Here is a 12,776-nt window from a genome sequence, read left to right as displayed (position 1 = left end):
TCTTTCGTTTTGGGAGTATTTAAATCCCGCGACGAGCTTATTTGCGCTTGCGCACGTGCAAGACGAGATGGTGATCGATCAGCTCGAAACCATACTCCTCAGCAATCGCTTTTTGCAGCTTCTCGATTTCAGGACTGACGAACTCGATAACTTCACGGGTTTCCACATCCACCATATGGTCATGGTGTTCACCGTCAGCCAATTCAAAGACAGCATGACCGCCATCAAAATTATGACGAGCCACCAGCCCCGCAGCTTCGAACTGAGTCAGAACACGGTAAACCGTGGCCAGACCGACGTCCTCGCCAGCTTCCATGAGCGCCTTGTAGACGTCTTCGGCACTCATGTGGCGTTGCTCTGCGGAATCGAGCATTTGCAGAATCTTGACCCTTGGCAGGGTCACTTTGAGGCCGGCTTTGCGTAGTTCGCTATTTTCAACCATGGTCAGCTTTCTCGCGATGCTGCTTCGCAGCTTCTCTTATTGCGGGTATGATCGGCGTTTACGTTGTCCCAGCCAAGATAGTGGAAGTCGCCCACCGATGCAAAACACCAAGCTCTTGCTAACCAGTTTCACCTTCGTGGGACTGCTCGCACTCGCCGGTTGTTCATTCCCCGGGGTTTACAAAATCGACATCCAGCAGGGCAATGTCGTCACGCAGGACATGATAGACCAGTTACGCCCGGGAATGACCCGTCGGCAAGTACGGTTTATCATGGGCAACCCCCTGCTGACCGACACGTTCCATGCCGATCGCTGGGATTACCTGTACAGCTTGCAGCCAGGTGGCGGTGAGCGGCAACAAGAACGCATCAGCGTTATCTTCAATGCCAATGATCAGCTTGTCAGCCTGTCGGGTGATTTCATGCCGGGCGTAAGCCGCGATGAAGCCATCATGGGCAAGGACAGCGGCACGACCGTGACCGACCCGACCCAGAACGCCGAACAGCCAAAACCGGAAAAACCGGCCAAGCCAGGTTCGCTGCTGGATCAGATCCAGAAAGACGTGGACAAAGTCGAGACCGTGCCTGTGCCGACTCCGGAGCCACTGGATACGTCACCGCAATAAATCGCGACAAGAAAAAACCCGGCATGCCGGGTTTTTTCATGCCTGCAATTCAGTCCGGCTATTGATCCGCCTGACGCGCCTGGGCGGCCTTGGCCGCACGCAGGCGCCGAATTTCCTTCGGATCAGCCAGCAAAGGTCGATAAATCTCAAGCCGATCCGCCGGCTGGACCACCTGCCGGTCCGGATCGGCAACCACTTTGCCAAAAATCCCGACAGGGCAAGTGGTCAGGTCCAGCTCCGGAAACTCCTCGGCAACGCCCGACACGATCAATGCGGCGCGAACAGACGTTCCTTCGTCGACCTTGAATGAGCGCAAGACCTGGCGATCGGTAGCGGCATACACCACTTCTATCTCGATCAACGCTTGAGCTCGGCGTTTTGCTTGGCCCGCTGGCAAAACGCGTCAACCAGGGTATTGGCCGCCTGATTGAACAGCGGGCCCAGCGTCGCACGTACCAGTGGCCCGGCATAATCAAATGACAGGTCCAGGCTGATCTTGCAGGCCTTCTCGCCAAGCGGCTTGAACACCCATACGCCATGAAGCTGATTGAAAGGGCCTTCTTCGAGGTTCATCTCGATGGATTGTCCAGGCACCAAGGTATTGCGAGTGACGAAATGCTGGCTCAATCCACCCTTGGCGACATTGAGACTGGCGCGCATATGGGTTTCGGAGCTTTCGAGCACCTCGGCGGACGAGCACCACGGCAGGAACTGCGGATAACTCGCCACGTCGTTGACCAGGTCATAGAGCGCCTGCGCCGGATAAGGCAGCAAGGCCGAGCGTTGAATATGTGTCGTCATGCAAGCGTCACTTCCACAGCTGGGCGGCAAACACTACAAGAATGCCGATGGGCGCCACATAGCGCATCAAGAACAGGCTCAGGGCGAACAGCACCGGACTGCGCAGCGACAACTCGTCACGTACGGCTTCGCGCCCCATGACCCACCCTGCAAACACCACGAAACACAAACCTCCCAAGGGCAGCATGATCCGCGATGTAAAGAAATCAATCACTCCGAAGAAATCCAGTCCCCCGGCAGCTCCCCACTGGTAGAGGTGGAACAGGCCGTCTTCGTTCACGAAAAACTTTGCCTGCTTCCATATATTGAAGGAAAAAACCGTGCCCAGCCCCACGAACCAGCAAGTAAAGGCCAGCCAGAAGGTGACCCAGGCGCGGCTCAGGCGGGTTCGTTCCACAAGATAAGCCACCATCGGCTCAAGCAGGGAAATGGCTGAACTCCAGGCTGCGATAGCCACCAGGACAAAAAACACCACCCCCATGACTTGGCCGAACGCCATGCTGCCGAAGGCAAAAGGCAGGCTGACGAACATCAATCCCGGCCCTTCGCTGGGGTTCAGGCCGGCGGCAAACACAATCGGGAACAATGCCACCCCAGCCAACAACGATACAAAGGTGTCCAGCAACGCGACCCCGACAACGGTCTTGGTCAGAGACGCATTCTTCGGCATGTAGGCGCCATAGATCATGATCGAGCCGACTCCCACGCTGAGGGAAAAAAATGCGTGGCCCATGGCCGGCAACAAGCCATCCATGACTTTCTCCGGCTTGAAGTCGAACATGAAATGCACGCCTTCCATGAAGTGGCCCGTGGTCATGCTGTAGCCCAGCAACACCAGGATCATCACGAACAGGAGTGGCATCATGATCCGCAGGCTGCGCTCAAGCCCGGCGACCACGCCTCGGGCAATCACCACGGCAGAGAGCACCAGGAAAAGTGTGTGCCAAAGCGTCAGCCTCCACGGATCGGCGATCACATTGCCGAAGTAGGCCCCCACCTCATCGGGCGTCGCACCTTGGAAATCCCCACGCCCCATGTCGATGATGTAGTCCAGCGACCAGCCACCCACCACGCTGTAGAAGGACAGGATCAGCAACGCCGTGATCATCCCGGCGAACGCGCCCCATGACCACTTCGGCGAGTGCCCAGCCTCTACCGCCAACACCTTCAAGGCGTTGGCCGGGCTCTGTCGGGCGCGACGACCAATCAACGTTTCCGCCAGCATCACCGGCGCGCCGATGAGGACGATGCACGCCAGGAACATCAATACGAAAGCTCCGCCGCCATAGACGCCGACCATGTACGGAAACTTCCAGATACTACCCAGGCCCACGGCCGAACCGGTCGCGGCGAGTATGAAGACCCAGCGGCTAGCCCAACTGCCGTGGACAGAAACCTTGTCTGTCGACATCGTGATCACGCCCAAGCGTTCAAAAAAGAGGCCGCATTGTCCGGGATTCACGCAACCTGCTCAAGCACACCGCTTCACCGTAGCCGACACGCACGCAACTGCCTATAATGCCGCCCCTATGGCTAAACAGAAGAAACACCCCACAGGGACCATCGCGCAAAACAAAAAGGCGCGACACGATTACTTCATCGAACAACGTTTCGAGGCTGGCATGGTCCTGGCCGGCTGGGAAGTAAAGAGTTTGCGTGCCGGCAAGGCGCAACTGGTCGACAGTTATGTCTTGCTCAAGGACGGCGAAGCGTGGCTGCTCGGCAGTCATATCACGCCGCTGACCACCGCCAGCACCCATGTCATTGCCGACCCAGTGCGGTCGCGCAAGCTGCTGCTGAACAAGCGCGAGCTGGAGAAGCTCTTTGCTTCCGTGCAGCAGAAGGGTTATGCGTGCGTCTGCACGTCGCTGTACTGGAGCAAGCACTTGATCAAGTGTGAAATTGCCCTGGGCAAGGGCAAGAAGGAATACGACAAGCGCGATACCGAACGCGAACGCGACGCCGGTCGCGAGTTGCAGCGCGCGGTGCGCAACAAGGGCAAGGAAGACTAAGCCCTCGATCTTTGTGGGAGCGAGCTTGCTCGCGATGGCGTCGTCACATCCGCTGTAGATGGGTCTGACAGACCGTCTTCGCGAGCAGGCTCGCTCCCACAGATTCAACAATCATGATCAGATCCCCTTGCGCCGCTCCGCCCGCGCCATCCGCTGCACTTCCTGCCGCACCTCTTCCAGGACTTCCTGCACATACAGGATATGTCGGCTGGAGACTTCCCGCGCCAGCTCGGCGTGCCCGTCCATGATGGCTTGATACAGCTCGCGATGCTGACTGATCAGCATGTCGCGCGTCTCGCTGCGCTGCTTGTACATGCCACCGATATTGGTCACCACGTTGCGCTTGAGCAGGTCGAACAGTCCGCGAATGGTGTGCAGCAAGACAGCGTTATGGCTGGCCTCGGCGATCGCCAGGTGGAAACGTGCATCCGCCGCACCCTCCTCCGCCCGACTCACTTCTTCGTGGCGCGAATAACAATCCTGCAACGCTTCGAACGCGGTCGTCAGTCGCTCGCGGTCGACTTCCGTAGCGCGCAGTGCTGCGTAATAAGCGCAGGATGCTTCCAAGGTATGACGAAACTCCAATAAGTCGCGCTGTGCTTCGGGATTGCTTTCCAAGAGCTGCAGCAGCGGATCACTGAAGGTCGAGCCCAGCGACTCCACCACATAGTTGCCGCCGCCCTGGCGACTGATCAGCAAGCCTTTGGCCGTCAGCTTCTGGATCGCTTCACGCAGCGAAGGGCGTGATACGCCGAACTGCTCGGCCAGGGTCCGCTCGGCCGGCAGGCGCTCACCTGACTTCAGCGTGCCCTCGAGGATCATGCCTTCAAGCCGCTCGACAATATCGTCAGACAAACGGCGCTGACGAATCTGATCAAACCCCATAACTCAATTCTCCACGATCCCGACGGCTCGCCGGGCTCTCTATTCTGGCCCATCCGGGCCTTGTCCACACCCACCAAAAACCGCCAATGCCTGCAGATTAGATGTGATCTGCACCGCTTATTCGACGAAAGTTTCAGGGCGGCAAATTGACACACGACAACCAAGGCTTTTACCCTAGCCGACAGCGCTTGTAAATTGGTATTACCAATTAACCAAAAACGCTGACCAGTGCCTGACCAACAACAATTAGGGGCTCACCCAATATGCAAACCTGGCAACAGCTTTACAGCCCGCTCGGCAGCCTAGGCTTGTCCGCACTCGCGGCCGTCATTCCCATCGTGTTTTTCTTCCTGGCCCTGGCGGTGTTTCGCCTGAAGGGACACGTGGCCGGTAGTATCACCCTGGCCCTGGCGATTGCCGTGGCGATCTTCGCGTTCAACATGCCTGCAGATATGGCTTTTGCCGCCGCCGGCTATGGTTTTGCCTACGGTTTGTGGCCCATCGCCTGGATCATCGTCGCCGCAGTGTTCCTCTACAAACTCACGGTCAAGAGCGGCCAGTTCGAGGTCATCCGCAGCTCGGTGCTGTCGATTACCGATGACCAACGCCTGCAAGTGCTGTTGATCGGCTTTTGCTTCGGCGCATTCCTCGAAGGTGCCGCCGGTTTCGGCGCACCCGTGGCAATCACCGCGGCCCTGCTGGTCGGCCTGGGCTTCAACCCCTTGTATGCCGCTGGCCTGTGCCTGATCGCCAACACGGCACCGGTCGCCTTTGGCGCGCTGGGTATCCCGATCATCGTGGCCGGGCAGGTCACCGGGATCGACGCGTTCAAGATCGGCGCCATGACCGGTCGCCAACTGCCGTTGTTGTCGCTATTCGTGCCGTTCTGGCTGGTGTTCATGATGGACGGCCTGCGTGGCGTGCGGGAAACCTGGCCGGCGGCGCTGGTGGCAGGCTTGAGCTTCGCCATCACCCAGTATTTCACGTCGAACTTCATCGGCCCGGAACTGCCGGACATCACGTCCGCCCTCGCCAGCCTGATTTCCTTGACGCTGTTCCTGAAAGTCTGGCAGCCCAAGCGCACCGCAGGCGCCCAGATTGCGGGCGCCACCTCCAGCGCAACAGTCACCGCCAGCGCCGGTGGTTTCGGCCAGCCGCGCAGCACCGTGGCGTCGCCCTACAGCCTGGGGGAAATCATCAAGGCCTGGTCGCCTTTCCTGATTCTCACCGTGCTGGTCACGATCTGGACCTTGAAACCCTTCAAGGCGATGTTCGCCGCGGGTGGCTCGATGTACGCCTGGGTGTTCAACTTCGCTATTCCGCACCTGGATCAATTGGTCATCAAGTCCGCACCTATCGTGGTCAACCCGACCGCCATCCCGGCCGTGTTCAAGCTTGATCCGATTTCCGCCACCGGTACGGCGATTTTCTTCTCAGCGCTGATCTCGATGCTGGTATTGAAAATCAACGTCAGAACTGGTCTTACCACTTTCAAAGAGACCCTTTTCGAGTTGCGCTGGCCCATCCTGTCCATCGGCATGGTGCTGGCGTTCGCGTTTGTCACCAACTACTCCGGCATGTCCTCGACCATGGCCCTGGTATTGGCCGGCACTGGCGCGGCGTTCCCGTTCTTCTCGCCGTTCCTGGGTTGGCTGGGCGTGTTCCTGACCGGCTCCGATACGTCGTCCAACGCGCTGTTCAGCTCGCTGCAAGCCACCACCGCGCACCAGATCGGCGTCAACGACACCTTGCTGGTGGCGGCCAATACCAGCGGCGGCGTGACCGGCAAGATGATTTCGCCACAATCGATCGCCGTGGCCTGCGCGGCGACCGGGCTGGTAGGCAAGGAATCGGATCTGTTCCGTTTCACCCTGAAACACAGCCTATTCTTTGCAACGATCGTTGGCCTGATCACGCTGGCCCAGGCCTACTGGTTCACCGGCATGCTGGTTCACTAAGTACTACACGAAACACTGAAAAAACCGACGCCGAACCGTGATTCGGCGTCTGCTATTCACAACCGGGTCTGCAAGGCTGCTGAAAGATTTCCTCACTATATTCAGCAGCCTCAGCGGACGGATAACCGGGACCACCCGGAGACACGCCTGATGAGCGAGCTTTTTTACAACGCCGTACCGAACGCGACCCGTGTCGCCCCGCCCCTGCCCGAACCTCGGCAGTACCCCAGCGAGAAACCTCCTCGGGTCTACCTGTTCGGGACATGCGTGGTGGACCTGTTCTATCCCGAGGCCGGGATGGATGCGATTCATCTGCTCGAACGCGAAGGGATCCGAGTGGAGTATCCGCAAGGGCAAACGTGCTGCGGGCAGCCGGCGTACACGTCCGGATACACCGAGCAGGCGCGGACGGTGGCGCGGGCGCAACTGGCGTTGTTTGCCGGGGATTATCCGGTGGTCGTGCCGTCGGGCTCGTGCGCCGGCATGCTGCGTGAACATTACGCCGACTTGTTCAAGGACGAGCCGCAAACGCTCAAGCAGGTCCAGGCGCTGGCTGCCAGGACCTATGAGCTGGCCGAGTTCCTGTTGTTCGTCTGCAAGGTGCAATTGAACGACGGCGGCACGCCGGTGAAGGTTGCGCTGCATACGTCCTGCTCGGCACGCCGGGAAATGAATACCCACCTGCATGGCCGTGCGTTGTTGGCGCAGTTGCGCAATGTGGAACGCGTCGAACACAGTCATGAAAGTGAGTGCTGTGGTTTTGGTGGGACGTTCAGCGTTCGCATGCCGGAAATTTCCGGCGCGATGGTGGCCGACAAGACCCGGGCACTGAAGGAATCCGGCGCGCATCAGGTGGTCAGCGCCGATTGTGGGTGCTTGATGAATATCAATGGCGCCCTGGAAAAACAGCAGGAAGCGTTGCGCGGCCAACACCTGGCGAGCTTCCTCTGGCAGCGAACCGGAGGTGCCGCATGAGCACGCCGACGCTGATCCCGACCGTTGAAGTGGGGAATGATTTTCGCGCCCGCGCCCACAAGGCGCTGGACGACACGCAACTGCGAAATAACTTTCGCAGCGCGATGGATTCACTGATGACCAAACGGGCAACGTCTTTCAGCGATGCCCACGAAAGAGAACATTTGCGAGTGCTGGGCAACGCTGTCCGCGCCCGTGCGTTATCCAAGCTGCCCGACCTGCTCGAGCAACTTGAAAGCAACCTGACCCGCAACGGTGTGAAAGTACACTGGGCGGAAACGGTGGACGAAGCCAACGGCATCGTCCTTTCGATCATCCGCGCTCACGAGGCGCGGCAAGTGATCAAGGGCAAATCGATGGTCAGCGAAGAGATGGAGATGAACCATTTCCTCGAGGCTCGGGACATTGAATGTCTCGAATCCGACATGGGGGAATACATCGTCCAGCTCGATCACGAGAAGCCTTCACACATCATTATGCCGGCGATCCACAAGAATGCCGGTCAGGTCGCGTCCTTGTTCCACGACAAACTCGGCGTGGAGTACACCAAGGACGTTGACCAACTCATTCAGATCGGTCGCAAGGTCTTGCGGCAGAAATTCTTCGAAGCTGACATTGGCGTTTCCGGCGTCAACTTTGCCGTCGCCGAAACCGGCACCCTGCTGCTGGTGGAGAACGAGGGTAACGGGCGGATGTCCACCACGGTGCCGCCGGTGCACATTGCCGTGACTGGCATCGAAAAGGTCGTGGAAAACCTGCGCGATGTGGTGCCGCTGCTCTCGCTGCTGACCCGCTCGGCCCTCGGCCAACCGATCACCACCTACGTCAACATGATCTCCGGGCCGCGCAAGCCTGACGAACTGGACGGTCCCCAGGAAGTCCACCTGGTCTTGCTCGATAACGGTCGCAGCCAGGCGTTTGCCGACAGCGAACTGCGCCAGACCCTGAATTGCATCCGCTGCGGCGCCTGTATGAACCATTGCCCGGTCTATACCCGAATCGGTGGCCATGCCTACGGGGAGGTTTACCCAGGGCCTATCGGAAAAATCATCACACCGCACATGGTCGGCCTGGCGAAGGTGCCGGATCACCCGAGCGCATCTTCGCTGTGCGGAGCCTGCGGCGAAGTATGCCCGGTGAAGATTCCGATCCCAGCCCTGCTGCGGCGGCTGCGGGAGGAAAACGTCAAGGCGCCGGACAGTCCCAACCCGATCATGCGCGGCCAGGGCAGTAAATACTCGGCCAAGGAACGGTTCATCTGGAATGCCTGGGCCCGGCTAAACAGCTCGCCACGGCTGTACCGATTGTTTGCTTTCCTTGCCACACGCCTGCGCGCCCTGGCACCGCAAAATGTCGGCCCGTGGACGCAGAACCACAGCGCCCCGAAACCCGCCGCCCGCTCACTGCATGACCTGGCCCGCGACCACCTGAACCCGCAGGGAGACCGCTGATGAGCGCCAAGGAAAATATCCTCGCCAAGCTGCGTAAAAGCCTGACCGGCACCACGCCGGTTGCCGACACCTATGACGTTGAACTGGTGACGCAGACCTACCGCTATGCGCCTGAAGAACGCATCCCGCAATTGCGCAAGCAAATGGAAGCGGTGCACACCGAGATCCACCTGACCTCCGGCGAAGCCTGGCCGGCACTGTTGGCGCAGTTGCTGCGGGACCGTCAACTGCCGAGCCTGCTGATCGCGCCGACAACGCCTCACGGACAAAAAATCGTACAGTTCTGGTCGAATAATCCGGACCTGCCTGCTCTAAAGACCTACGACCGGCCTGTAGAAGAATGGAAAGCCGAACTGTTCAACCACACCCCGGCCAGCCTGACCGGCACCCTCGGCGCCATCGCCGCCACCGGCAGCCTGATTCTCTGGCCGACGCGGGAAGAACCGCGCCTGATGAGCCTCGTCCCACCGGTGCATTTCGCCCTGCTCAAGGCCAGCGAGATCCGCGACAACTTCTATGAAGTACAACAGGAATTCGCGTGGGCCCAGGGCATGCCAACCAATGCCCTGCTGGTGTCCGGCCCATCGAAAACCGCCGATATCGAGCAAGTCCTGGCTTACGGCGCCCATGGTCCGAAGGACCTGGTGGTACTGATCCTGGAGGACCAATGACGCTTCCGGCCCCTTTCCTGCGCGACGCATACCAACTGATCCCGCAAAAACGACGCTTTGACGATCCCTTGTCCACCCTGGCCTTCGGCACCGACGCCAGTTTCTATCGGCTGATTCCGAAACTGGTGGTGCGCGTCGAATCCGAAGATGAAGTCATCGCCCTGCTGAAACTGGCCCAACGCGACCAGGTTCCGGTCACGTTCCGCGCCGCCGGTACCAGCTTGTCAGGCCAAGCCATCAGCGATTCGGTGCTGATCGTGCTTGGAGATAACTGGAACGGCCGGGAAATTCGCGAGCAAGGCCACCAGATTCGCTTGCAACCCGGCGTCATCGGCGCCCAGGCCAACGCCTGGCTAGCCCCATTCGGACGCAAGATCGGCCCGGACCCGGCGTCGATCAATGCCTGCAAGATAGGCGGTATCGTCGCCAACAACGCCAGCGGCATGTGCTGCGGCACGGCGCAGAATACTTATCACACCCTCGCCGGCATCCGCCTGGTCCTGGCTGACGGCACGCGCCTGGACACCGAAGACGCCGCCAGCGTGGCGGCTTTTCGCACAAGCCATGGTGAACTGTTGGAGCAACTGGCGATCCTGGGTCGCGAAACCCGCGCCAACACGGAACTGGCCACCCGAATTCGCCACAAATACCGTCTGAAAAATACCACCGGCCTGTCACTCAACGCCCTGGTGGACTTCGACGAGCCTGTGGATATCTTGAGCCACTTGCTGGTGGGCTCCGAAGGAACCCTCGGTTTCATCAGCGCGGTGACCTACAACACGGTCATCGATCACCCGAACAAGGCGTCGGCGCTGATCGTCTTCCCTGACGTCGAAACCTGCTGCAACGCCGTCACAGTGCTGAAAAGCCAGCCGGTCTCCGCGGTCGAGCTGCTGGACCGTCGCAGCCTGCGCTCGGTGCAGGACAAGCCGGGCATGCCAGATTTCGTACAGCATCTGTCGAACAATGCCTGCGCCTTGCTGATCGAATCCCGCGCGGCTTCGTCATCGTTATTGCAAGAGCAACTGGCCCTGATCATGGCCTCGCTGGCAGGTTTCCCGGTGGAAAAGCAGGTCGATTTCACTGAAGACCCACGGGAAAACGCCCGGCTCTGGGCGATCCGCAAGGACACCTTCCCAGCCGTGGGCGCGGTCCGCAAGACCGGAACCACCGTGATCATCGAAGACGTGACCTTCCCGGTCGAGCAACTGGCGATCGGTGTGAACCGCCTGATCGCGCTGTTCGACAAGCATCACTACGACGAAGCGATCCTTTTCGGACACGCGCTGGAAGGCAATCTGCACTTCGTCTTCACCCAAGGCTTCAACAGCGCCGACGAAGTCGCACGCTACCAAGCGTTCATGGATGACGTAGCGCAATTGGTGGCGGTGGAATTCGGTGGCTCGCTCAAAGCCGAACACGGCACCGGCCGCAACATGGCGCCGTTCGTCGAGCTGGAATGGGGCAGCGACGCCTATCAATTGATGTGGCAGCTCAAGCGCCTGCTCGATCCCAATGGCATTCTCAACCCGGATGTGGTGCTCAGCGAGGATCCACAGATTCACCTCAAGCACCTCAAGCCCTTGCCTGCCGCCGATGAGATTGTGGACAAGTGCATCGAGTGCGGCTTCTGCGAGCCGGTCTGTCCGTCCAAGGACCTGACCCTGAGCCCGCGTCAGCGCATTGTGATCTGGCGAGACATCCAGGCGAAAAAACGCGCCGGCACCGATACCTCGGAGCTGGAAACGGCTTATCAATACCAGGGCATCGACACCTGCGCCGCCACCGGGCTTTGCGCCCAACGTTGCCCTGTAGGAATCAACACCGGCGAACTGGTGAAAAAGCTCCGTGGCCGCAGTGCAACGCGTACGAAAACCGCTGATTGGCTTGCCGGCAATTTCGCTACCGCACTGCAAGGGGCGCGCTTTACGCTGCATGTCGCCAATGGTGCGCGAATGCTCTTGGGGGCACCGCGCCTGGCACGTTTGTCGGCAGGCCTGACGCGGCTATCCAAAGGGCAAGTTCCACAGTGGACCAACGCCATGCCGCAGCCGGAAAGGGCCATTCGCTTCAGTCCCGCCGTGTCGGATGAACGACCCAGGGTGGTTTATCTGGCGGCCTGTGTGTCGCGGGTCATGGGCCCTGCCGCGGGCGACAGGGAACAGATGTCGCTGCATGACAAAACCCGAGGCCTGCTGGAAAAGGCCGGCTATCAAGTCGTTTTTCCGGACAACGTAGACAGCCTTTGCTGCGGCCAGCCTTTCGCGTCCAAAGGCTATGCCGAACAAGCCGAGCATAAGCGCCAGGAACTGATCGGCGCGCTGCTGCACGCCAGTCGCGGCGGACTCGATCCGATTTACTGCGACACAAGCCCTTGCACACTGCGATTGGTCCAGGACCTCGGCGACGTGCGCCTGGACCTGTATGACCCGGTGCGCTTCATCCGCACGCACCTGATGGATCGCCTCGACTTCACGCCTCAGGAAGCGCCCATCGCAGTTCATGTCACCTGCAGCACGCAACACCTAGGAGAAAGCCAGGCGCTGATCGATCTGGTGCGCAAGTGCAGCAATAACGTGGTCATCCCGGAAGGCATTCATTGCTGTGGTTTTGCCGGTGACAAAGGCTTCACCACGCCGGAGCTGAACGCCCATTCGTTGCGCTCGCTGAAAGGGGCGGTACAGCATTGCAGCGAAGGGATTTCCACCAGCCGCACATGCGAGATCGGTCTGACACGTCATGGGGAAATCGACTACCACGGGTTGGTGTATCTGGTCGACCGCGTCACCCGGCCCAAACCCAACAAGGGCGAGGACTCTGCGACGGGATTCGAAGAAAAATCGAATTCCTGCACTTCGCTGTAGTCACTTGAATAGGCCCGGCTCCGCTGGGCCCTACCCCAACTCGGCCTGTCCGTGACATCCGACAGCACCGAGACCATACGTTCAAGGAGATA

General features: G+C 59.6%; 12 protein-coding genes. 7 read left to right on the top strand and 5 right to left on the bottom strand.

Annotation, left to right across the window (positions count from 1 at the left end):
• Positions 1 to 37: 37 nt before the first annotated feature.
• Positions 38 to 442 carry a ferric iron uptake transcriptional regulator gene (gene fur, locus KSS97_RS05005; RefSeq protein WP_030139775.1) on the bottom strand — a complete coding sequence of 135 codons (405 nt, stop codon included), beginning with the start codon at positions 440 to 442 and terminating at the stop codon, positions 38 to 40.
• A gap of 97 nt (positions 443 to 539) precedes the next feature.
• On the opposite strand from fur, the gene KSS97_RS05000 reads away from it, so the two are divergent.
• The gene (locus tag KSS97_RS05000) at positions 540 to 1,067 is read left to right on the top strand and encodes an outer membrane protein assembly factor BamE (protein ID WP_030139774.1); all 528 of its coding nucleotides are present in this window, start codon (positions 540 to 542) and stop codon (positions 1,065 to 1,067) included.
• A gap of 58 nt (positions 1,068 to 1,125) precedes the next feature.
• Here the strand turns inward: KSS97_RS05000 and KSS97_RS04995 are convergent, their stop codons facing one another.
• Genes KSS97_RS04995 through KSS97_RS04985 form a run of 3 tightly spaced genes read right to left on the bottom strand, consistent with a single transcriptional unit; the run spans position 1,126 to position 3,279 of the window.
• Positions 1,126 to 1,428 carry an RnfH family protein gene (locus tag KSS97_RS04995; RefSeq protein ID WP_217861233.1) on the bottom strand — a complete coding sequence of 101 codons (303 nt, stop codon included), beginning with the start codon at positions 1,426 to 1,428 and terminating at the stop codon, positions 1,126 to 1,128.
• A complete protein-coding gene (locus KSS97_RS04990) occupies positions 1,425 to 1,868 on the bottom strand; it encodes a type II toxin-antitoxin system RatA family toxin (protein WP_030139772.1) in 444 nt (147 codons plus the stop codon). The genes KSS97_RS04995 and KSS97_RS04990 overlap by 4 nt, the downstream gene beginning before the upstream one ends.
• 7 nt (positions 1,869 to 1,875) lie before the next feature.
• Positions 1,876 to 3,279, bottom strand: coding sequence for a sodium-dependent transporter (locus KSS97_RS04985; protein WP_030139771.1), 1,404 nt, complete (start codon positions 3,277 to 3,279; stop codon positions 1,876 to 1,878).
• A 118-nt stretch (positions 3,280 to 3,397) separates the two neighbouring features.
• Between KSS97_RS04985 and smpB the strand changes: the two genes are divergently transcribed.
• Positions 3,398 to 3,880 carry an SsrA-binding protein SmpB gene (gene smpB, locus KSS97_RS04980; RefSeq protein WP_030139770.1) on the top strand — a complete coding sequence of 161 codons (483 nt, stop codon included), beginning with the start codon at positions 3,398 to 3,400 and terminating at the stop codon, positions 3,878 to 3,880.
• A 117-nt stretch (positions 3,881 to 3,997) separates the two neighbouring features.
• On the opposite strand, the gene KSS97_RS04975 is transcribed toward smpB, so the two are convergent.
• The gene (locus KSS97_RS04975; protein WP_030139769.1) at positions 3,998 to 4,765 is read right to left on the bottom strand and encodes a GntR family transcriptional regulator; all 768 of its coding nucleotides are present in this window, start codon (positions 4,763 to 4,765) and stop codon (positions 3,998 to 4,000) included.
• A gap of 263 nt (positions 4,766 to 5,028) precedes the next feature.
• Between KSS97_RS04975 and KSS97_RS04970 the strand changes: the two genes are divergently transcribed.
• The 5 genes from KSS97_RS04970 (at position 5,029) to KSS97_RS04950 (ending at position 12,684) form a co-directional block, all read left to right on the top strand.
• Positions 5,029 to 6,723, top strand: a complete 1,695-nt coding sequence (locus KSS97_RS04970; RefSeq protein WP_217861232.1) for a lactate permease LctP family transporter — start codon at positions 5,029 to 5,031, stop codon at positions 6,721 to 6,723.
• Positions 6,724 to 6,873: 150 nt separating this feature from the next.
• The gene (locus tag KSS97_RS04965) at positions 6,874 to 7,698 is read left to right on the top strand and encodes a (Fe-S)-binding protein (RefSeq protein ID WP_217861231.1); all 825 of its coding nucleotides are present in this window, start codon (positions 6,874 to 6,876) and stop codon (positions 7,696 to 7,698) included.
• A complete protein-coding gene (locus KSS97_RS04960) occupies positions 7,695 to 9,149 on the top strand; it encodes a LutB/LldF family L-lactate oxidation iron-sulfur protein (RefSeq protein ID WP_030139766.1) in 1,455 nt (484 codons plus the stop codon). The genes KSS97_RS04965 and KSS97_RS04960 overlap by 4 nt, the downstream gene beginning before the upstream one ends.
• Positions 9,149 to 9,820, top strand: a complete 672-nt coding sequence (locus tag KSS97_RS04955) for a LutC/YkgG family protein (protein ID WP_030139765.1) — start codon at positions 9,149 to 9,151, stop codon at positions 9,818 to 9,820. The genes KSS97_RS04960 and KSS97_RS04955 overlap by 1 nt, the downstream gene beginning before the upstream one ends.
• Complete coding sequence (locus KSS97_RS04950; protein WP_217861230.1) at positions 9,817 to 12,684, top strand: FAD-binding and (Fe-S)-binding domain-containing protein; 2,868 nt, start codon at positions 9,817 to 9,819, stop codon at positions 12,682 to 12,684. The genes KSS97_RS04955 and KSS97_RS04950 overlap by 4 nt, the downstream gene beginning before the upstream one ends.
• Positions 12,685 to 12,776: the final 92 nt, after the last annotated feature.

The organism is Pseudomonas alvandae, from assembly GCF_019141525.1.
Classification (GTDB): domain Bacteria; phylum Pseudomonadota; class Gammaproteobacteria; order Pseudomonadales; family Pseudomonadaceae; genus Aquipseudomonas; species Aquipseudomonas alvandae.
Note: the sequence above shows the minus strand (reverse complement) of the source record. Positions and strands in the feature narration are given on the sequence as shown.